The sequence below is a fragment of the Kitasatospora indigofera genome (assembly GCF_014655955.1).
GTDB lineage: Bacteria > Actinomycetota > Actinomycetes > Streptomycetales > Streptomycetaceae > Kitasatospora > Kitasatospora indigofera.
Map to the genome: position 1 here is coordinate 75,198 of NZ_BNBO01000012.1, position 20,333 is coordinate 95,530.

Here is a 20,333-nt window from a genome sequence, read left to right on the forward strand (position 1 = left end):
GGCCACGGACGTCCGGCGTGGTCAGTCCGGGGTGTACGCGGCCAGCAGCAGGGCCACGTCGTCCGCGCGGTGGGCGGAGCGCCGGGCGTCGCGCAGCAGGCGGTCGGCGAGTTCGTCCAGGGTGGCCGCCTCGGCGTGGGCGAGGGTGGTCCGCAGCCGGTCGACGCCCTCGTCGATGCCGGTGCCGGGCTCCTCCACCAGCCCGTCGGTGTAGAGGGCGAGGATCGAACCGGGCGCGAGGTCCAGTTCGGTGACCGGGAACTCGGCCGTGTTGTCGATCCCGAGCAGCGGCCCGCCGGGCAGGTGCAGCGCCTCGGTGTGCCCTTCGGGGTGGCGCAGCAGCGGGGGCAGGTGGCCGGCCCGGGCCGCGCAGGCGTGGCCGTCGGCGCGGTCCAGGTAGATCAGGCAGCAGCTGGCGAGCAGCCCCGGGTCGAGGTCGACCATCAGCCGGTTGGTGCGCCTGAGCACCTCGCCCGGCGGGTCGCCGCCGCTGGCGAAGGCCCGGACGGCGCTGCGCAGCTGTCCCATGGTGGCGGCGGCGCCGACGTTGTGCCCTTCGACGTCGCCGATCACCAGGCAGGCGCCGGCGCCGGTACTGATCGCGTCGTACCAGTCGCCGCCGATCTCCATCCCCTGGGTGCCGGGCAGGTAGCGGGCGACGATCCGGACGGCCTCGATCCGGGGCAGCCGGTGCGGGAGCAGGGCCTGCTGCAGCCCGCGGGCGAGGGCGAACTCGGCGTCGTAGAGCCGGGCGCGTTCCAGGGCCTGGGCGATGAAGCCGCCGAGTGCCGTGAGCAGGCCGCGCTCCTCGCTGCTGAAGGGCCGGGGTTCGTCGAAGCCGAGGATGCAGCTGCCGACCGGGTGGCCGGAGGCGATCAGCGGGAGGAAGGCCCAGGCGCGCATCTCGTCGAGCGGGATCCCGGGGTAGGCGGCGGAGAGCTGGTGGACGGACTCGAAGAAGATCGGGGTGCCGGTGCTGAGCGCGTCGACGCCGGGCAGCCGGGTGCCCATCGGCGTGCCCTCGAAGCGGTCCAGGAACCCGTCGGGGTATCCGGTCTGCGAGACCAGGTGGAGCCGCTTCTCCCGGGCCGTGTAGATCGCGAGCTGCTGGCCGCCGAAGGCGGGCAGGATCTGCTCGCCGACCGCCTGGCAGACCTCCTTGACGCTGACCGCCTCGGTGAGGGCGCTGGCCAGCTGCAGCAGGTGGTAGGTGGAGCCGATGCCGGGCCGGGACAGGGCCGGCGTGACGACCGGCGCCGCGGCCGCGCCCGGGGGCGCCTCGGCGGCGACCACCCGCCCGGTGACGCCGTGGGCGTCGGGGTAGAGCGAGAAGGCGAGCCAGGTGTCGGGCGGGCGCAGCGCGAGGAAGGCGGTGGGCTGCTGGGAGAGCATCGCGGCCCGGTAGCGGTCCTCGTAGACCGGGTCGGAGAGCCAGGGCAGCACGTCCCACGGGTGGTGGCCGAGGAGGTCCTCGCGGCGGGTGGCCAGCAGCAGTTCGCAGCTGCGGTTGACGTAGCCGGCCACCCCGTCCGGGTCGAGCGAGAAGACGCCGTCGCGCAGGCGCTCGACGGCGGCCGCGGCGGCGGATCCGGTCCGGCTGTCGAGGACGGCGCCGACCAGGTGGGTGCGGCCGCCGGGGCCGGTCTCGGGCACCCGCCCCCAGAGTTCGACGGGGTGGGTGTGGCCCTCGCGGTCGACCACCCGGATCCGGGCGGCCAGCACCCGGCGGTGGTCGAGCGCGGCGCGGGCGGCGGCGCGCAGTTCGGGCAGGTCGGCGGGGGCGATCCGGTCGGTGAGGGTGACCGCGCGGCCGTCGTACTCGGCCGGCGGGACGCCGAACAGTTCGCACATCTCCTCGTCGGCGTTGAGCCGGCCGGTGGCGAGGTTCCAGTCGAAGAGCCCGACCCGGGTGACGGCGATGGCGGGGGTGGGCAGCTCGACCACGGCCGTGTCCCCGGCGGCCTCCACCGGGTGGCCGCCGCCCTCCAGCCCGGCGAGCGCGCCGCCGAGGCGGTTCGCGATGGTCCGCAGGTGGCGCGGGGCGCGCTCCGGCACGCCGTGCCGGGAGGCCGGCCAGAACGCGGTGAGGACGCCGAAGGTGTGCCCGTCCGAGGCGATCGGCACGCACGCGGAGGAGAAGTCGTAGGGCATCCCGACGGCGAGCTGGGGGAAGCGCCGCATGGTGTCCTCGGTGTCGGCCAGGGTGACCGTGCGGCCGGTGCGGTAGCTGACCGCGGCGGGCAGCGGGCCGGCCACCGCGATCCGGCGCATCGGGCTGAGCAGCGACAGCGGTACCCCGGCGACGGTGGTGAGCACCAGCGAGCGGCGGTCCCGCGAGTGCAGGTAGACCACGCCGCCGTACGCCTGGGTGCTGCTGAGGGCCTTGCGGACGGCCGCCGCGAGGAGCACGTCCACCTCGTGCGCGGCGGCGGCGGGAACGTCCGCCCGCAGGCGGTGCGCGTCACCGCGCTCCGCCCTGGTACCGCCGGTCTCGCGCGGGCCGTGCTGGTCCGCCGGTACACCTTGGCGCATCTCTTCTTGCTACGCCGGGGGCCGGGGCCTGTCAAGGCGGGCGGCGGCGGGCCGGACGCCCCGCCCGGCCACTCGGACCGTCCGGGTTGCGGGGCACCGGCGCTGCGCCAGCATGGCCCTGACCGCGCGCGCCCGGCACCGGCCCCCGGCGCCCCTCCCCGAGATCGGTGGTCCCGATGAGGTTCACCCCCTGGTGGTCCCGAGTGCTGTCGTTCCTGGCCGACTACTTCCTGGTGAGCATCCCGTCCGGCGTGGCGGGCCTGGCCGCCCCGCGGAGCACCGCCCTGGAGGCCGGGCTCGGCGTGGTCACCTTCGCCCTCCTGGTCCACAACCGCTGGTACCTCGGCGGCCGCGGGCAGAGCTGGGGCAAGAAGCTGATGGCCACCCACCTGCACAAGGAGGCCTCCGGCCGGCCGATCGGCACCTGGATGTCGTTCGTCCGGGACGTCTGCCACCTCCTCGACGCGCTGCCCTGCTTCCTGGGCTTCCTCTGGCCGCTGTGGGACGGCCGGCGCCAGACCTTCGCCGACAAGCTCGTGGGTACGGTGGTGACCCCGGCCGAGACCCCGCTGCCGGAGCCGCTGGCGCCGAACTGGCAGGCGCCCGGGCGGACGGAGGGCGCCGCGTGACCGCCGGCCGGACCACCGTGGTCAATCTCAAGGGCCATCTGAACGACCCGGACTACGCGGACGTCGTCTACGTCGGCCGCCCGATGCACCGCGGCGGCTGGCACCTCGCGGGCTCGCCGTTCTCCTGCCCGTTCCGGCCCGGCCGGGACGGCACCCGGCAGGAGGTGGTCGACCGGTACCGGGCCTGGCTGCTGGAGCGCCCCGAGCTGCTGGCCAGGCTCCCGGAGCTGCGCGGGCACCGGCTCGGCTGCTGGTGCGTGCCCGAGCTGTGCCACGCCCAGGTGCTGGCCGAGCTGGCGGACGCGGGGCCCTGACGGCCTGCGGCCCGACGCGCACGGGTGCCTGACGGCCCGTCCGCCGGGCGTGCCCCGGCCGGGACCGGGCGGACGGCGGTCGCGGTGGCGGTCGCGGGCCGCCCGGGAACGGCGGCGGGCCCGGCGGGCCGGCGGCGTGGGCCGGCAGGGCAGGATGGCGGTGTGCAGGTACGCCCCATCTCGCCCGAGCGGCTGGCCGAGCTCCTCGCCGGCCGCATCACCGACCTCGCCGGCGCGCTGCCCGAGGGCGGCCGGCTGCGCGTCGCCGTCGACGGCGCGCCCGCCGCCCGGCCCGGCGCGCTCGCGGACGCCCTGGCCGAAGCGCTGCGGCTGCGCGGCCGCCCCGCCCTGCGGGTGTCCGCCGCCGACTTCCTGCGGCCGGCCTCGATCCGGCTGGAGTACGGCAAGCAGGACCCGGACGCCTACCACGACCTGCGGCTCGACGAGGGCACCCTGCTCCGCGAGCTGCTCGACCCGCTGGAGCCCGGCGGCAGCGGCCTGGTGCTGCCGACCTTCTGGGACGCGGCCGCCGACCGCGCCACCCGGGCCGGGTACACCCGGCTGCCGCCCGGCGGGGTGCTGCTGCTCGACGGGGAGCTGCTGCTGGGCCGCTGGCTGCCGTTCGACCTGACCGTCCACCTGGCGCTGACCCCGGCCGCGCTGGCCCGGCGGACCCCGCCCGAGGAGCACTGGACGCTGCCCGCCTTCGCCCGCTACGAGGCCGAGACCGGGCCCGCGGAGGCCGCCGACCTCACCGTGCGGGTGGACGACCCCCGCCACCCCGCCCTGGTCGAGCGGCCGTGACCGGGCGCGGCGTGCCCTGCGGGGCCGGGCCGCGCTGGCAGTACGGGCACCAGTAGCCGATCCGGTCCTGCGGCGGGGTGCCCACCCGGGCGGTCAGCACGGCGGTGCCGCAGCGCGGGCAGGGGCGCCCGGCCCGGCCGTACACCCAGTGCTGGTGGCCCGGCCGGGTGTCGCCGGTGGTGACATGGCCGGGGCGCAGCTTGTTGGCCTCCAGCAGCTGCCGGGCGCGGTCCACCAGGCGCTCCGGGGAGGGGAGTTCACCGACGGGCGTCCAGGGGGTGCGGCCGGCCAGGAAGCAGAGTTCGGCGGCGTAGACGTTGCCGATGCCCGCCAGGTTGCGCTGGTCGAGCAGCGCCTCGGCGAGCGGCCGGTCCGGCCGGGCGCGGAGCCGGCGGACGGCCTCGGCCGGGTCCCAGCCGGGGCCGAGCAGGTCGGGGCCGAGATGGCCGACGGCCCGCTGCTCGTCGGCGGTGCGCAGCAGCTCCACCACCGGCAGGCGGTAGCCGACGGCGGTGGCGCGTCCGGTGCCGAGGACGGCCCTGATCTGCCAGGCGGGGCCGCCGGACCAGCGCTCGCCGGGCCGGTGGACGGCCCACCGGCCGTCCATCCGCAGATGGGTGTGCAGGGTGAGGCCGCCCTCCAGCCGGGTGAGCAGGTGCTTGCCGCGCGGGGTGACGTCCAGCACCGTGCGGCCGGTGAGGTCGGCGGTGGCGTGCGCGGGCACCCGCAGGTCGGCGACGGTCAGGAGCTGGGCGGCGAGTGCGGCGTGCAGGTCCGCTGCCGTGCGGTAGACGGAGTCTCCTTCTGGCATGACTCCATCCTGGCGGGTCGGCGGGCGGCTGTCAGGCCCCGGCCCTGGCCGGCCCTGGCCGGGCCCGGCCGGGCCCGGCCGGAGCAGCCCGGGCAGGCGGTGCGGGGCCGGTGGCAGGTGCCCGGGGCCCACGGCCGGTGCCCGGGTTCAGGCGGCGGTGTGCTCCTGGCCCTCGCGGAGCACCACGACCGGGCAGGGCGCGTGTTCGGTGAGGTGGCGGCTGACCGAGCCGAGCAGGGCGCCGGAGAACCCGCCGAGACCACGGCTGCCGACCACCAGCAGGGCCGCGCCGGAGGCGGTGTCCAGCAGGGCCCGGGCGGCGTTGCCCGGGAGCACCATCTGGGTGATCTTGACCGGCGGCTCGGCGCCGGCGGCCTCGGCCACCGCCTCGGCGAGGGTCCGGGTGGCCAGCTCCTCCGGGTCGAAGCCGTCGGCGACGGGCACCGAGCCGACCCAGCCGTAGAAGGCCGGGTACTCCCAGGCGGAGAGCGCCTCGACGGTGCCGCCGGTGACCCGGGCCTGCTCGACCGCCCAGCGCAGCGCGCTGCGCGACGCCTCCGAACCGTCCACGCCGACCACGATCCTGCCGCCGGTGCCGTTGCCCATGCCGTCCTCCTCGCTCGCCTTCGGATACTCCCCTATATATAGATCAGTCCGACATTTCTCCGACCGGCGCCACACGGTGCTCCGGGCCCTCCGCCGAGCGGGACCGCCGCCGCCCGCCCCGGCCGCCGGCCCCCGCCCCGGCCGCCGGCCCCCGCCCCGGCCCTTACGAACCGCTGACGGACGGCCACGACGACCCCCCGGCACCGCCCGGCCGCCCTAGCGTCGGCGTCATGGATGTTCTGCTCACCGGCGGCGCCGGTTTCATCGGGTCGGCCGTCGCCGCCCGGCTGCTCGGCGACGGGCACACCGTCCGGGTGCTGGACGCGCTGCTGCCGGCCGTCCACCCGGGCGGCCCGGCCGCGGTCCGGCTCCCCGAAGGCGTGGAGTTCCAGCACGGCGACGTCCGGGACGCGGCGGCCGTGGCCCGCGCGCTGGACGGCGTGGACGCGGTCTGCCACCAGGCCGCGATGGTGGGACTCGGCCTGGACTTCGACGACGCGCCCGACTACGCGGGCTGCAACGACCTCGGCACCGCCGTGCTGCTCGCCGGGATGAACCGCGCCGGCGTCCGCGACCTGGTGCTCGCCGGCTCGATGGTGGTCTACGGCGAGGGCCGCCACCACTGCGCCGAGCACGGCGAGGTCGCCCCCGGACCGCGGGTCGCGGCCGAGCTGGACGCCGGGCGGTTCGAACCCCCGTGCCCGGTCTGCGGCGCACCCCTGACCCCCGGGCTGACCGGCGAGGACGCTCCCGCCGACCCGCGCAACGTGTACGCGGCGACCAAGCTCGCCCAGGAGCACCTCGCCTCGGCCTGGGCCCGGGCCTGCGGCGGCCGGGTGCTGGCCCTGCGCTACCACAACGTCTACGGGCCGGGGATGCCGCGCGACACCCCGTACGCCGGCGTCGCCTCGCTGTTCCGCTCGGCGCTGGCCCGGGGTGAGGCCCCGCAGGTGTTCGAGGACGGCGGCCAGCGCCGGGACTTCGTCCATGTCGGGGATGTCGCGGCGGCCAACGCGGCGGCCCTCGACGCCCTGGCCGCCCGCCCGCCCGGCAGCTCCCGGGCGTACAACGTGGGCAGCGGCGAGGTCCGCACGGTCGGCGAGATGGCCGCCGCGCTGGCCCGGGCCTTCGGCGGACCGGATCCCGTGGTCACCGGCCGCTACCGGCTGGGCGACGTCCGGCACGTCACCGCGGACTCGTCCCGGCTGCGGGCCGAACTGGACTGGCGGCCGCGGGTGTCCTTCGCGGCCGGGACGGCGGAGTTCGCCGGGGCACCACTGCGGGGTGACGGGTGACCGGGCCGGGTGGCACGCTGGGGCGGTGCCGAAGAAGCGATCACGTGCCGCGAGCCCCGCCGTCGCGGACCACGACCCGGCGGACCACCGGGCCGGGACCGAGGACGAGGACGAGCATGAGCAGTGGACCAACATGGAACTCCACCACCCGGTGCGGGAGAAGGGGTTCACCGACGCCGAGGGCGTCCGGTGGGCCCTCGCCCGGGGGCCGCTCGACCCGCGGCGGGCCAGGCGGCTGGCCCGCACCGCCGACCTGATGTGGATCGGCTCGGACATCGGGCACGACTGGGAGCACCACACCTTCGTGCCCGAGTACGTCCCGGCGGCCGAACGGCCCGCCAGGTGGCTGGAGATCAGGAAACGGCTCGACCTGCGTGACTGGGACCCGACGGCCGGACCGGTCCACCAGGCCTTCGAGTTCGTCTCCAACGGCCGGGTCCTGGTCTACTTCGATGTGCACTGCTGAGCCGTCGGGCCGGCCGGCGCGTCCACGGACCGGAATCGCCGGCCGGCCGCCAACGGCCGGTGCGACGATCACGCCATGACTCGTGACCTGCGCATCTGCTTCGTCGGGGACTCCCTGGTCGCCGGGGTCGGCGACCCCGACGGCCTCGGCTGGGCGGGCCGGCTGGCCGCCCGGTCCTTCGCCGACGGCCTGCCGTCGACCCGCTACAACCTCGGGGTCCGCCGCGAGACCTCCGCCGACATCCTCGGCCGCTGGGAGGAGGAGTGCGCCCGGCGGCTCCGGGACGGCACCGACCTGCGGGTCGTGTTCTGCTTCGGCGTCAACGACGCGACCCACGAGGACGACCGGCCCCGGGTGGCGCCCGAGGAGTCGGCGGCCAACCTGGCCGCGATGCTCGGCCGGGCCGCCGGCCGCGGCTGGAACACCCTGGTGGTCTCCCCGCCGCCGGTCGCCGACGCGGCGCACAGCGCCCGTACCGCCCTGCTCGACGAGCGCTTCGCCCTCGTCTGCCGGGCGGCGGGCGTCCCGTACGTCTCCGTGCACCGGGCCCTGAGCGGGAACGCCGTGTGGCTGCGCGAGGTGACGGCCGGCGACGGGGCCCACCCAGGCGCGGACGGGTACCGGGAGTTCGCCGCCCTGGTCGCCCCGCACTGGGACTCCTGGCTGGGCACCTCCGGGGGCGGGACCGACGCGCGGTGACGGATCAGGACCCGGACGAGGGCCCGGACAGGGTGTCCTGACGCTCCGTAGGGCGCGGGGCGGAGCGCTCCCGGGCCGCTGCCGCATCCGGGGACCCGCGGCGGCTCCCCGGCGGTGGGCCGCACCCCGTGCGGCACGCGGACGGTCCGCACGGCGGCTGCCGGGGGGGCGGGAAGGGTCGTCCGTACACCGAGGGACGGGCCACGGAAGGACGGGGAACGAGGGGGGAGTGAGGGAAACCCACCTCTCTCCACTTCTAATCTATAGCGCACAGGGGGCCTTGCGGCAAGGCCCCGGTCGTCCCGCAGAATCGTCCACCTGACCCGGAAACCGGGCCGGGTTCCCGGGCCGGGTTCCCGGGCGGCCGGCACGCCGCCGCCCCGCTGCACGACCACCTAGCGATTCCTGATCCGATGGAGTGAGTTTTGCCCCGTTCGTCATCGTCCCCGTCCGAATTCCCCGCGGCCGCCACGACCGGCGCCGGGCAGGAAGCACTCCCCGGCGACGCCGGCGCCCGGACCTCCGAGGCCTGGCGGAGCGCGGAGCTGCGGGCGGAGAACGCGTACGTCGGCGCGCTGTACGACCGCCTGGAGGACCAGCGCGCGCTGGCGGCCGCCCGGCTGCGCGAGACCCACCTCCAGGACCAGGGCGGGACGTACCAGGCCCGGATGGAGCGCGACACGCTGGAACTCCACCACACCCGCCGGCTCTCGGAGTTGCACGCCGCCGAGTACGGGCTCTGCTTCGGCCGGATCGAGAACGCCGACGGCGAGCGGCGGTACATCGGCCGGATCGCCCTGGCCGACGAGGAGCACGAGCCGCTGCTCACCGACTGGCGGGCGCCGGCCGCCGAGCCGTTCTACCGGGCGACGCCCGCCGCGCCCGGCGCGGTGGCGGCGCGCCGGCACCTGCGGAGCAAGGGCCGGACGGTCGTCGACTTCGACGACGACGCCTTCGGCGTGAGCGCCCCCCAGGGCCGGGCCGGGGCCGGACTCAGCGGGGAGGGCGCCCTGCTGGCCTCGCTGACGGCGGCCCGGACCGGGCGGATGGGCGACATCGTCGCCACCATCCAGGCCGAGCAGGACCGGGTGATCCGCTCCGAACTGGGCGGCGTGCTGGTCGTCCAGGGCGGCCCGGGCACCGGCAAGACCGTGGTCGCCCTGCACCGCGCCGCCTACCTGCTGTACACCCACCGGGACCGGCTGGCCAAGCGCGGCGTGCTGGTCATCGGGCCGAACACGACCTTCCTGCGCTACATCGACCAGGTGCTCCCGGCGCTCGGCGAGAGCGAGGTCGTGCTCAGCAGCATCGGCGTGCTCCACCCGGGCGTGACCGCGACCGGCCCGGACACGCCCGGGGCGGCCGCCGTCAAGGGCGACGCCCGGATGGTGGGGGTGCTGGCCGCCGCGCTGGCGGGCCTGCGGCAGCTGCCCGAGGAGTCCTGGACCATCACCGTGGGCCGGCGGTCGTCCCGCCAGGAGGAGCTCCAGGTGGGCCGGGCCCTGTGCGAGCGGGCGCACGCCGCCGCGCACCGGAGCGGCGAACCGCACAACCTGGCCCGGCCCGAGCTCGTCGAGCGGCTCACCTCGGAGCTGGCCCTGCGGATCGCCCGGGAGCGCGGCGGGGAGCTGGACCTGGACGCCGTGGCGGACCTCGCCGACGCGCTGGTCGACGAGCCCGACGTCCAGGCCCTGGCCGACCGGCTGTGGCCGCTGCTCACCCCGGAGCAGCTGCTCACCGCCCTGTACGGCTCCGCCGAGCTGCTGGCCGCGGCGATGCCGGACTTCACCGGGGCCGAACGCGCCGCGCTGCTGCGCGAGCGGCCGGCGCCGGAGCAGGCGGCCCCGGACCGGACCGCCCAGAGCCGGACCACCCGGAGCCGGACCGCACCGGAGCAGGCGGCCGGCCCCTGGACCGTCGCCGACGTCCCGCTGCTCGACGAGGCCGCCGAACTGCTCGGCCCGCTGCCCGGCGGGGCCGGCGCCGACCGGGCCGCGGCCGTGGCCGAGGCCCGGGAGCTGGAGTTCGCCAAGCTCGTCCTGGAGGACTTCGGCGAGGGGCTGGTCGAGATCGACGCGGAGATGCTGGCCCGCCAGTACCGCGGTGAGCAGTCGCTGCGCCCCCTCGCCGAGCGCGCGGCCGAGGACCGGACCTGGGCCTACGGGCACGTGATCGTGGACGAGGCGCAGGAGCTGTCCCCGATGGACTGGCGGATGCTGACCCGCCGCTGCCCCGGCCGCTCCATGACGATCGTCGGCGACCTGGCGCAGACCGGCGCACCGGCCGGGCTCAGCTCCTGGGGCGAGGCGCTCGACGAGTACACCGCGGGCCGCTGGCGCACCGTGGAACTCTCCGTCAACTACCGGACCCCGGCCGAGATCATGCGGGTCACCGAAGGCGTGCTGCGGACGCTCGACCCGGAGCTCGGCGCCCCCGTCGCGGTGCGCGGCGGCGGCATCCCGCCGTGGAGCCTGCGGATCCCCGAGGGCGACCGGGGGCCGGCACTGCGCTCCGCCGTCGAGAAGGAGATCGCGGCGCTCGACGGCGGCCGGACGGCGGTCATCCACGCCCCGACCTGGCCGGCCGGACTGGTCGAGGAGCTGGCCGGGCTGGACGGCGTCGCCGTCTTCGACGACCCGTCGGCGCTGGACTCGCCGGTCGTCCTGCTGACGGCCGGCCAGTCCAAGGGGCTGGAGTTCGACACCGTCCTGGTGGTGGAACCCGCGGAGATCCTCGCGGCGCACAACCGCGGCGCGAACGACCTCTACGTCGCCCTCACCCGCGCGACCAAGAGCCTGGGGGTCATCCACAGCGGGGACCTGCCGGAGCTGCTGGCGGGCCTGGAGCCCCGCTGACCGGAGGGGCGGGTGCCGCCACGCACCCGCCCCGGGGGCCCGTCGGTGCGGGCCGGCCCGGGCCGGCCCGCACCGCCGAAAGTGGATTGCCCGGCGCGGGGGCCGTGGGTAGCGTCGCCGTCCGTGATCCCGACCCTGCGCACCGAGCGCCTGCAGCTGAACCCGTACGTCCCCGCGGACGAGGAGAGGTTCGTCGCCCTCTTCCTGGACACCCGGGTGTCGCGGTGGATGGGTGACGGCCACTTTCCCGAGGAGGAGGTCCGGGCCCTGTTCGGGCGGATCTTCACCAAGGTCTACGCCCAGGGCCTGTTCGAGGTGTGGGCCGTGCGCCGGGACGGCCGGTTCGTCGGGCACGCCGAGATCAAGCCGTCCGAGCTGCTCGGGGGCCACGAGATCATCTACGCGCTGGCCCCGGAGGCCTGGGGTTCCGGACTGGGGACGGAGCTGGCCGAGGCCGTCGTGGCGCACGGCTTCGACACCCTCGGACTGTCCGAGGTGCACGCCACCGTGGCCGCGCCCAACCTCGCCTCGCTGGCCCTGTTGGGCCGGATCGGCTTCGAGCGCGTCCGGGACGTCACCGAGGAGGACGGCGGCACCACGCACGTGCTGACCCGCCGCCCGGCCCGCGCCGCTCCCGTCCCCCGGGGGTGACCCCACGCCCGGGCCGGGACACGGCGGCGGCCGGGCTCAGCGCAGGACGGCGGCCGCCGGCAGCGCGATCTCGAAGCAGCAGCCGCCGGTGACGTTGTGCACGCTGGCCCGGCCGGCGTGCGCCTCGACGATCCCGCGGACGATGGCCAGCCCGAGGCCGGCCCCGCTGTCCCCGTGCCGGGCGTCGCCGTGCCCGGCGTCCGCCCCCACCTCGACGGGCGCCCGCGGGGTGCGCGCGCTCACGCCGCGCCAGCCGGTCTCGAAGACCCGCGGCAGGTCGGGCTCGGGGATGCCGCCGCAGCCGTCGGTCACCGAGAGCACCACCTCGCCCCGCTCCTGGCGGGCGGCGACGGCCACCACCCCGTCGGCGGGGGTCGACCGGATCGCGTTGACCAGCAGGTTTCCCAGCACCCGGGTGATCTCCCGGCCGTCCACCTCGACCGGCGCGGGCTCCACACTGTCGCCCAGCAGCCGCACCCCGCGCTGACGGGCCAGCGGGTGGGCGCCCGCGATGGCGTCCCCGACCAGGTCGTACACCGAGACCCGGGAGAGCGAGAGGGTCAGCGCGCCGGCCTGGATCCGGGACAGCTCGAAGAGGTCGTCCACCATGCCGGTGAGCCGGTCCACCTCGGTCCGGATCTGGGCGTGGTAGCGGCGCGGGTCCTCGGCCACGCCGTCCTCCAGGGCCTCCGCCATGGCCCGCAGCCCGGCCAGCGGGGTGCGCAGGTCGTGCGAGATCCAGGCGATCAGCTCGCGCCGGGACGACTCCAGGGTCTGCTCACGGCGACGGGACTCCGCCAGCCGGGCACTGGTGGCGGACAGTTCGGCGCTGAGCGCGGCCAGCTCGGAGCCGAGCGGCCCGTCCGGCGCCGCGAAGCCCGCGTCGCTGCCGACCGTCCGGGCGGCGAGGGCCAGCGCCCGGCTGCCCGCCACCACCTGGCGGCCGAGCAGCGCGGCGGTGGCGAGCGAGACCACGGCCGCCATGCAGAGCACCGTTATCACCACCCCCAGGTCGTGGTGCGAGAGGAACATCGCCTGGGCGACCGCCAGCGTCCCGGTGGTCATCGCGAGGACGGTGACCACGGCGACGCCGAACAGCGAGAGCGCGACCGACCGGCGGCGCAGCAGCCGGACGGCGGGCCAGCCGAGCAGGCCGGAGGCGCCCGCGCCGAGGGCGGCGAAGGCGGCGATGAGCAGCAGGTCCTTCACAGGGCGGGGCCTTTCCCGGCGGGGTCGAAGCGGTAGCCGACGCCCCAGACGGTGGTGATCAGGGCGGGCGCGGCCGGGTCGTCCTCGACCTTCTCGCGCAGCCGCCGGACGTGCACGGTGACGGTGGACAGGTCGCCGAACTCCCAGCCCCAGACGCGCTGCATCAGCTCCTCCCGGCCGAAGGCGGCCCCCGGGTGGCGGAGCAGGAAGGCCAGCAGGTCGAACTCGCGCAGGGTGAGGGCCAGCTCGCGGCCGGCCCGGAAGGCCCGGCGGGCCGCCGGGTCGAGGGTGAGGTCGCCGGCGGTGAGCCGGCCGGGCCGGCCGGCGGCGGCGCCGGCGGCCGCCGAGCGGCGCAGCACGGACTGCACCCGCAGGACGAGTTCGCGCGGGCTGAAGGGCTTGGTGACGTAGTCGTCCGCGCCGAGTTCCAGCCCGAGGATGCGGTCCGCCTCCTCGCCCTTGGCGGTGAGCATCACCACCGGCAGCCGCTCGCCGCCCTCGGCCGCCCGGAGCCGGCGGCAGACCTCCAGTCCGTCCAGGCCGGGCAGCATCAGGTCGAGGACGACCAGGTCGGGGCGGGTGGCGGCGGCGCGGGCCAGGGCCTCGTGGCCGTCGGCGGCGCGGTCGACCCGGTAGCCGGCCCGGAGCAGGTAGCCGGTGACCACCTCGGCGACGGTGGGGTCGTCGTCGACGACGAGGACCCGGCCGGCCGGGGCCGGGGAGGGTTCGGCCCGGACGGCGCCGGACGGCGGCGCTTCGGCGCGGGGAGGCCGGACCCCGGCAGACGGTGCGCCGGGAGACGGTGCGCCGGGGGGCCGGGCCCGGGAAGGCTCGCTCCCGGGAGGCTCGGCCCGGGAGGACTGGGGAGTGGTCACGCCTCCGAGGATAGGAAGCCGGGAGCGGCCGCCGGGCCGGCCGGGGCGGCCCGTACGACTTCCGTAAGGTGGCGATGCGGCTTTTGTCATGGTTGTGCTGGGTAGCGTGAGCCGGGTGACTACCACTCCCCCTCCCCCGCCCGTCGACGTGGTGCTCCCCTGCCTGGACGAGGCCGGGGCCCTGCCGTGGGTGCTCGCGCGGATCCCGGACGGCTGGCGCGCGATCGTCGTGGACAACGGCTCGACGGACGGGTCGGCCGGGCTGGCCCGGTCGCTGGGCGCCCTGGTGGTGGACGAGCCGCGGCGCGGTTTCGGGGCCGCCTGCCACGCCGGGCTGCTGGCCGCCACCGCGCGGACGGTCTGCTTCATGGACTGCGACGGCTCCCTCGACCCGGCCCAGCTGCACCGGGTGGTGACCCCGGTGACCGACGGATCGGCCGACCTGGTGCTCGGCCGGCGGCGGCCGACCACCCCGGGGGCCTGGCCGCTGCACGCCCGGCTGGCCAACCGGGTGCTCGCCCGCCGGCTGCGCGCGCACACCGGTGCGCCGCTGCACGACCTGGGCCCGATGCGGGCCGCCCGCCGGGAGCGGCTGCTCGCCCTCGGCCTGGGCGACCGCCGCTCGGGCTACCCGCTGGAGATGGTGCTGGCCGCCTCGGCCGCCGGGATGCGGATCGCCGAGCGGGACGTCGCCTACCGCCCGCGCGCCGGCCGCTCCAAGGTGACCGGCACCCTGCGCGGCACCCGGCAGGCCGTCCAGGACATGCGGGCCGTACTGGCCGCTCCGGCACCGACCCTGCTGGTGATCGCCAAGGCGCCCGTCCCCGGCCGGGTGAAGACCAGGCTGACCCCGCCGTGCACGCCCGAGCAGGCCGCCTCGCTCGCCGAGGCCGCGTTGAGCGACACCCTGCGGGTGCTCGGCTCGGTGCCGGCCGGCCGCCGGCTGCTGGTGCTGGACGGCGAACCCGGCCGGTGGCTGCCGCCCGGCTGGGAGGTGGCGCCGCAGGTCCCGGGCGGGCTGGACGTCCGGCTGGCCGCCGCCTTCGCGCTGGCCCCGGCGGGCGCCCCGGCGCTGCTGGTCGGGATGGACACCCCGCAGTTGAGCGCCGCCGTGCTGGCCGGGCAGCTGTCGCCGGCCGCCCGGGCGGGGGCCGACGCCTGGTACGGCCCGGCCCGGGACGGCGGGTTCTGGGCGCTTGGGCTGGCCCGGCCCTCCCCCGGGCTGGCCCGGCGGCTGCTGACCGGGGTGCCGATGTCGACCCCGCGGACCGGCGCGCTGCTGCTGGAGCGGCTGGCGCAGGCCGGTCTGACCGTCCGCCGGCTGCCGGCGCTGACCGATGTGGACACCGCCCGGGACGCCGCCGAGGTGGCGGCGCTCGCGCCGGCCGGCGCGTTCGCGGCCCGCTGGAGGGAAGTCGAGGCGGTCACCGGTGCGGCCGGGGCGACCGGATGACGCCCGCCGCCGGCGCCCCGGCCACGGCCCGTCCCTGGATCGACGACCCGTTCAGCGAGGCGATCCGCACCGGGCGCGGCCCGCTCTGGCTCCGTACCGCCGACGGCCGGCGGCACCGCCTGGACGTGGAGCGCTGGTGCGCCCCGCCGGACGCGGCCGACCGCAGCCTGCTGGAGCGTTGCGCGGGGCTCGGCCGGCCGGCCCTGGACGTCGGGTGCGGCCCCGGGCGCCTGGTGGCCGGGCTGCTGGCCCTCGGCCTGCCCGCGCTCGGGGTCGACCTGACGGTCGCCGCGGTGGCCCGCACCCGCCGGCTCGGCGGCCCGGCACTCTGCCGCTCGGTGTTCGAACGGCTCCCCGCCGAGGGCCGTTGGGGATCGGCCCTGCTGGCGGACGGCAATCTCGGCATCGGCGGCGACCCGGCGGCGCTGCTCGGCCGGATCGCCCAGCTGCTGCGGCCGGGCGGCCGGCTGTTCGTGGAGGTCGAGCCGCGGGAGGTGGACGAGCGGCTGACCGTCCGGATCGAGGACGCGGCCGGGCACCGGGGCCCGCCGTTCCGCTGGGCGCGGCTGGGCGCCGCGGCGACCGCGGGCCTGTCGGCCGGCGCCGGCCTCGTGGAGACCGAGCGCTGGAGCGTCCTCGGCCGGCACTTCCTGGCACTGACCCGGCTGCCGGAGGCTCCCGGCCGGTGCGTCCGGCCCCGCGGCCCGGCGGCGGGCCCGGCCGGACCGGGGGAGCCTGGGGCCCGGTACTGACGCGGGCCCGGTACCGACGGGTGCGCGGGCCGGCCGCCCACGCACCCGTCAGGATCGTCAGGCCCGGTAGGCGGCCCAGGCGTTGGTCATCCGGGTGACCTGTCCGGCGGTGAACTGGGTCATGCAGGAGTCGTAGGTGTAGTCCATGAAGTTCTTGATCGGGTCGAGGCCCGTGGCGGTGCAGGTGTCCCGGCCGGTCGGGCACTGGTAGGCGGCGCTCTTCTCGGCGGGGGTGTCGGAGACGTAGTCGCCGTTGCCGCTGCAGCCGCCCTGGAAGGTGTGGTAGAGGCCGAGCCAGTGGCCGACCTCGTGGGTGGCGGTGTCGCCCTCGTTGTAGTTGGTGGACGAGCCGCCGGGCAGCGAGGTGTCGAGGATGACGACGCCGTCGTCCTTCGGGTTCGAGCTGTACGAGCTGGGGAACGTCGCCCAGCCGAGCAGGCTCTGGCCGAGGCTGGCGGTGTAGAGGTTGAGGGCGCCCGCGCCGCCCTTGCGCAGGGCGGTCTTCATCGCCTTCTCCGCCGAGGAGCCCGGCGAGATGCCGCTGTACCAGGCGGCCTTGTCGGTGTAGTCGGTGCCCGCGAGCGTGAAGGTGAACGGCGTCGCGGTGTTGCCCGAGCCCTGGCCGCCGTAGGCCGCGTTGAGCACGGACAGCTGCTTGCTGATGTCCGAGGCGGTCAGCTTGCCGGTCGTGCCGGAGTGGATGACGTGCACGTACACCGGGATCGAGGTGGCCGCGATCGCCGGCGAGAGCAGGGCGCTGCCCTGGGCGGACTTGCCCAGCTGCTTGACCTTGGCGTTCAGGTCGGCGTCCATGGCGCCGGCCTGGGCGTCGGTGACGGCGTTGGGCTCGTGCGCCTGGCTGCCGGCGGCGCGGCGGGCGGCGGAGTCCTGTCCGTCCTCCCCCACGCACTGGCCGGCGGCCGTGGGGGCGGAGGCGGCGGTGACCGGCGAGGGCGCGGCGAACTGGGTGAGGGCGAGGGTGGCGACGAGGGCGGCGGCGCTGAGGAGTCTGCGAGGGACACGCGTGTGGACGTGGGCAGAACGACGCATCTGCTCTCCTGTGGAGAAGTGGGGGGATGGCGGTGGGGAGCCGCCGAGCCGAGGCTACGCAGGAAGGGCGTGTACGCGTCAGGTGGTAACCAGTCGTGCAATTCCTGACGACAAATCGGGCAAACTCCGGAAGTTCACCCGATCGGAGCTGGTCGGAACGGAGAATTTACCGCCCGGCAACATCGCTACCCTGTCCGAAAGTTGATTGGCCATCCCTTCCCCGCCGAAGCCGTACGCATGCCCACTGCCACCCGTACGCCCCCTCTCCGCCCCGGAACGCGCCCCGGCCGGCTACGCCGCCACGAAGGCGATCTCCCCCAGCCGGCGGGCCGCCGCCCGGTCCAGCACCACCACCGAGGCGCACTCCGCCGGCGGCGCGCCGGTACCCGCCAGCCGGGTGCGCAGCCGCGACGCGGCCCGGCAGTGCCGGGCGAAGGCGTACGCCGACACGGTCTGACCCCGCGCCAGCTGACCCTCCCTCGCCTCCGCGCTGCTCGCCTCCAGCAGCACCAGGTGCAGCCGCCGCCCCTGCCGGGCCGCCGACCGCGCCAGCCAGTACCGCACCCACGGCACCGCCCCGCAGTCGTGCACCGCCAGCGGGCCGCCCGCCAGCAGCGCCCGGCGCAGCCGCCGGTAGTGCGACAACCGGACGAACGGCCGGTACAGCGCGTAGGGCAGCCAGCGCGGCAGCCGGGCCGCGTACTCCTCGCGCACCTGCTGGGAGTCGATCACCCGGGCCCGGACGGACCGCCGCAGCAGCGTGCTCTTCCCGCTGCCGGGCAGCCCGGACACCACCAGCAGGTCCTGCGACGGGTAGTGGAGTGCGGCGGCGCCCCGCCCGCCCCTCAGGTCGTGCAACGCGCGCGGGCGCAGCGCCGACGGACGCGGCACCGGTCTCGGCGGTGGCACACGGACCGGCTGCGCGGACAGCTCGGCCTCGATCGAATCGGACACCAGTACTCCCTCCGGAGCCCGGTGCCTGACACCCCCCGGGCCTGCTCCGACTTCTCAAAGAGACAGTAAAGAGTAGTGGTCAGGGCCGGTCCCACTGAACCCTTTTCACCGAGAGGGACGGCGTCGGGAGGTCGGCCGGTTCCCGGCCGGCCGGGGCGGACCGCCGCCGGGCACCCCGTCAACGGCCCGGCCGGAAGCTCCGGGCCCGCCCCTTGCCGCGCCCGTTCGTCGCCGAAGCACCCCTCGGCGCAGTCGCCGGAGCGCCCGTCGGGCCAACCGTCGGCGCAGTCGCCGGACCACCTGTCGCGGCCGCCGCCGGAGCATTCGTCGACGCAGGCGCCGGAGCATTCGTCGAGGCGCCGGCCGCCGGAGCCGCCACCGGGCCCGGCGGCCCGGGCCGCCCCCGCCGGAGCCGCCGGACGGCCGCCCCGGCGAGCACCACGGCCAGGGCGGCCCCGTAGGCCGGCTGCTGGGCGCCGCCGCCGAGCAGGTAGACCAGCTGGCCGGCGGCCGGCACCGCCAGCCACTCCCAGCGCCCGTCCAGCCCCACCAGCGCGACCACCAGCAGCCCGTACCAGGGGTAGCCCGGCGTGGCGGTCAGCAGCGCGCCGCCGGTGACCAGCAGGGCGCCGCGCCAGGGCCGGGCCGGGTCGCCCCGGCGCAGCACGTGCAGCACCAGGGCGAGCAGCACCAGCGCCGCGCCGTACCCGGCCCAGCCGTCCGGGAGCAGCAGCCGGACCAGGCCGAACCGGTCGATCCGGTCCTGGTCGTAGCCCTCCTCCCGCAGGTAGCCGGGCAGGTAGCCGAGCACCCCGGCGCCGGAGGCGAGCACGTACGGCAGGTAGCCGAGGGCGAGAACGGCCAGTGCGGAGAGCGGCAGCACCACGTCCCGGGGGCGGGGCCGGCGGGCCAGCAGGCCGGACATCGCACCCGGCAGGGCGAGCGCGGGCAGCAGCTTGGTGGCGGTGGCCGCGCCGAGCAGCGCCCCGCCCGCGCCCGGGCGCCCCCGGCCGGCCAGCACCAGCCCGCCGACCGTCAGCAGCGCGCCGAGCACGTCCACATGGGCGTCGTTCACCGCCCAGACGGCGACCCCCGGGCACCAGCCCCAGAGCGCGGCCCGCCACAGCGCGCGCCCGGGTGCTCCCGGCCGCCGGCGCAGCGCCGCCAGCAGCACGCCGGTGGTGGCGACCGCCAGCAGCGCGCCGCCGGCCTGCGCCGCGCGTACGCCCCACCCGCCGGCCACCCGGTGGAGGCCGGCGAACCAGAGCTCGGCGGCCGGCGGGTAGACCGTGTGCACCGCCGGCCGGTTGAGCCGGCTGCAGAACCCGCCGGCGGCGCGCCGCTCGTCCCAGCCGTCGCAGTCGTCACCGACCGGGAAGAGACCCGGCGCCCGGGCCCGCAGCCCGGCCAGCGCCGGATCGTCCGGGGCGTAGGCGTAGGGCGAGAGGCCGGCCCGCTGGACCTGGCCGTCCCACACGTACCGGTACGCGTCGTCGCTGGTCCTGGGCGGGGCGAGCAGCCCGGCGGCGGCGACCAGCACGCTGCCGGCGAGCACGAGCCGGCCGGCCCGCCGCGCCGGCACCCGCCGCAGCAGGGCCACCGCCGACGCGAACAGCAGCGCGTCCACCAGGTACCAGGCGTACAGCGGCCCGCGGTCGCCGAGCGTCCCGCCGCCGGTCACGGTCAGCGCCGTCGACACGGCCAGCGCGACGAGGAGGAGGCAGCACGCCGCGGTCGTGGCACGGCGGCGGACGGACGGGGTGTCGGGCATGCCGTCAGCCTGTCACCGCGCGGGCCCGCGCCGGCGGACCGGCGGGCGGCCGTAGGACTTCCGTAAGGCGGCCGTCCGGATGACGTGACCGGCCCGGCCCGGGAGCGGCGGTCCCGGTCCGGCCCTGGCGGCCCGCAGGATGACCGGGACGGGCCGCCCGCCGGCGGCGCGGCCCACCCCTGCGAGGCCAGGCACCCATGATCTTCATCGCGGTCAGATTCACCACCCTCCCCGGACGCGGCGACGAGTGGCCCGCCCTCGTCGAGGAGTTCACCCGGGCCACCCGCGCGGAGCCCGGGAACCTCTTCTTCGAGTGGTCCCGGAGCGTCGACGACCCCGACCGGTTCGTCCTGCTGGAGGCCTTCGCGGGCCCGGAGGCGGGGGCGGCGCACGTCGCGACGGCGCACTTCGCGGCAGCCATGGCGACGCTGGCCGGCGCGATCGCCACCACCCCGGAGATCATCAACGTCGAGGTGCCGGGCCAGGGCTGGAACGCCATGGCCGAACTCACCCCGCGCCCCCGGTCCTGACCCGCCCGGCGGCGCCCGCCGGGGGCCGTAGGACTTTCGTAAGCAGGTCGGAGCGCCGTCGCGGGCCCCCGAGCGGT

19 protein-coding genes and 1 pseudogene are annotated in these 20,333 nt (G+C 77.0%); 12 read left to right on the forward strand and 8 right to left on the reverse strand.

Translation table 11 applies throughout. The annotated features are described in order from the left end of the window. Positions 1 to 21: 21 nt before the first annotated feature. On the reverse strand, positions 22 to 2,532 hold the full coding sequence (locus tag IE329_RS13610) for a SpoIIE family protein phosphatase (RefSeq protein WP_190211107.1): 2,511 nt from the start codon (positions 2,530 to 2,532) through the stop codon (positions 22 to 24). 176 nt (positions 2,533 to 2,708) lie between these two features. Between IE329_RS13610 and IE329_RS13615 the strand changes: the two genes are divergently transcribed. The 3 genes from IE329_RS13615 to IE329_RS13625 all read left to right on the forward strand — a co-directional run bounded on the left by IE329_RS13615 (position 2,709) and on the right by IE329_RS13625 (position 4,279). Further along, entirely contained in the window at positions 2,709 to 3,161 is a 453-nt protein-coding gene (locus IE329_RS13615) for an RDD family protein (RefSeq protein ID WP_190211108.1), read from the forward strand. Next, complete coding sequence (locus IE329_RS13620) at positions 3,158 to 3,475, forward strand: DUF4326 domain-containing protein (RefSeq protein ID WP_190211109.1); 318 nt, start codon at positions 3,158 to 3,160, stop codon at positions 3,473 to 3,475. The genes IE329_RS13615 and IE329_RS13620 overlap by 4 nt, the downstream gene beginning before the upstream one ends. A 162-nt stretch (positions 3,476 to 3,637) precedes the next feature. Beyond that, a complete protein-coding gene (locus IE329_RS13625) occupies positions 3,638 to 4,279 on the forward strand; it encodes a nucleoside/nucleotide kinase family protein (protein WP_190211110.1) in 642 nt (213 codons plus the stop codon). On the opposite strand, the gene IE329_RS13630 is transcribed toward IE329_RS13625, so the two are convergent. Next, positions 4,227 to 5,090 carry an Fpg/Nei family DNA glycosylase gene (locus IE329_RS13630; RefSeq protein WP_190211111.1) on the reverse strand — a complete coding sequence of 288 codons (864 nt, stop codon included), beginning with the start codon at positions 5,088 to 5,090 and terminating at the stop codon, positions 4,227 to 4,229. The genes IE329_RS13625 and IE329_RS13630 overlap by 53 nt on opposite strands. A gap of 147 nt (positions 5,091 to 5,237) precedes the next feature. Beyond that, on the reverse strand, positions 5,238 to 5,696 hold the full coding sequence (locus tag IE329_RS13635; protein WP_190211112.1) for a universal stress protein: 459 nt from the start codon (positions 5,694 to 5,696) through the stop codon (positions 5,238 to 5,240). Positions 5,697 to 5,926: 230 nt separating this feature from the next. Between IE329_RS13635 and IE329_RS13640 the strand changes: the two genes are divergently transcribed. From IE329_RS13640 to IE329_RS13660, 5 genes are all read left to right on the forward strand, one after another. Further along, complete coding sequence (locus IE329_RS13640) at positions 5,927 to 6,991, forward strand: NAD-dependent epimerase/dehydratase family protein (protein WP_190211113.1); 1,065 nt, start codon at positions 5,927 to 5,929, stop codon at positions 6,989 to 6,991. Between the two features lie 25 nt (positions 6,992 to 7,016). Then, entirely contained in the window at positions 7,017 to 7,457 is a 441-nt protein-coding gene (locus IE329_RS13645; protein WP_190211114.1) for a hypothetical protein, read from the forward strand. 75 nt (positions 7,458 to 7,532) lie between these two features. Next, on the forward strand, positions 7,533 to 8,156 hold the full coding sequence (locus tag IE329_RS13650) for a DUF459 domain-containing protein (RefSeq protein ID WP_190211115.1): 624 nt from the start codon (positions 7,533 to 7,535) through the stop codon (positions 8,154 to 8,156). A gap of 425 nt (positions 8,157 to 8,581) precedes the next feature. After that, positions 8,582 to 11,011, forward strand: coding sequence for a HelD family protein (locus tag IE329_RS13655; RefSeq protein WP_190211116.1), 2,430 nt, complete (start codon positions 8,582 to 8,584; stop codon positions 11,009 to 11,011). Between the two features lie 123 nt (positions 11,012 to 11,134). Continuing rightward, complete coding sequence (locus IE329_RS13660; RefSeq protein WP_190211117.1) at positions 11,135 to 11,662, forward strand: GNAT family N-acetyltransferase; 528 nt, start codon at positions 11,135 to 11,137, stop codon at positions 11,660 to 11,662. Positions 11,663 to 11,698: 36 nt separating this feature from the next. Here IE329_RS13660 and IE329_RS13665 read toward each other — a convergent pair whose 3' ends face one another. After that, the gene (locus tag IE329_RS13665; protein WP_190211118.1) at positions 11,699 to 12,871 is read right to left on the reverse strand and encodes a sensor histidine kinase; all 1,173 of its coding nucleotides are present in this window, start codon (positions 12,869 to 12,871) and stop codon (positions 11,699 to 11,701) included. Next, the gene (locus tag IE329_RS13670) at positions 12,868 to 13,746 is read right to left on the reverse strand and encodes a response regulator transcription factor (RefSeq protein WP_190211119.1); all 879 of its coding nucleotides are present in this window, start codon (positions 13,744 to 13,746) and stop codon (positions 12,868 to 12,870) included. Before IE329_RS13670 ends, IE329_RS13665 begins: the two co-directional genes overlap by 4 nt. 88 nt (positions 13,747 to 13,834) lie before the next feature. On the opposite strand from IE329_RS13670, the pseudogene IE329_RS40570 reads away from it, so the two are divergent. From IE329_RS40570 to IE329_RS13680, 3 genes and pseudogenes are all read left to right on the forward strand, one after another. After that, positions 13,835 to 14,536 (forward strand): annotated as a pseudogene (locus IE329_RS40570) (glycosyltransferase family 2 protein); the annotation flags it as partial. Continuing rightward, positions 14,510 to 15,199: a TIGR04282 family arsenosugar biosynthesis glycosyltransferase gene (locus IE329_RS40575; RefSeq protein WP_229927426.1), complete on the forward strand. Its 690-nt coding sequence runs from the start codon at positions 14,510 to 14,512 to the stop codon at positions 15,197 to 15,199. The pseudogene IE329_RS40570 and the gene IE329_RS40575, both read left to right, overlap by 27 nt. Beyond that, a complete protein-coding gene (locus tag IE329_RS13680; RefSeq protein ID WP_190211121.1) occupies positions 15,196 to 15,951 on the forward strand; it encodes a methyltransferase domain-containing protein in 756 nt (251 codons plus the stop codon). The genes IE329_RS40575 and IE329_RS13680 overlap by 4 nt, the downstream gene beginning before the upstream one ends. 57 nt (positions 15,952 to 16,008) lie before the next feature. Here IE329_RS13680 and IE329_RS13685 read toward each other — a convergent pair whose 3' ends face one another. The 3 genes from IE329_RS13685 to IE329_RS13695 form a co-directional block, all read right to left on the reverse strand. Continuing rightward, positions 16,009 to 17,001 (reverse strand): zinc metalloprotease, encoded by a 993-nt coding sequence (locus tag IE329_RS13685; protein WP_190211122.1) that lies wholly within the window; start codon positions 16,999 to 17,001, stop codon positions 16,009 to 16,011. Between the two features lie 291 nt (positions 17,002 to 17,292). Then, positions 17,293 to 17,955: an ATP-binding protein gene (locus IE329_RS13690; protein WP_229927416.1), complete on the reverse strand. Its 663-nt coding sequence runs from the start codon at positions 17,953 to 17,955 to the stop codon at positions 17,293 to 17,295. Between the two features lie 178 nt (positions 17,956 to 18,133). Beyond that, entirely contained in the window at positions 18,134 to 19,726 is a 1,593-nt protein-coding gene (locus IE329_RS13695) for a glycosyltransferase 87 family protein (RefSeq protein WP_190211123.1), read from the reverse strand. A gap of 197 nt (positions 19,727 to 19,923) precedes the next feature. On the opposite strand from IE329_RS13695, the gene IE329_RS13700 reads away from it, so the two are divergent. Beyond that, the gene (locus IE329_RS13700; protein ID WP_190211124.1) at positions 19,924 to 20,256 is read left to right on the forward strand and encodes a putative quinol monooxygenase; all 333 of its coding nucleotides are present in this window, start codon (positions 19,924 to 19,926) and stop codon (positions 20,254 to 20,256) included. Positions 20,257 to 20,333 lie beyond the last annotated feature (77 nt).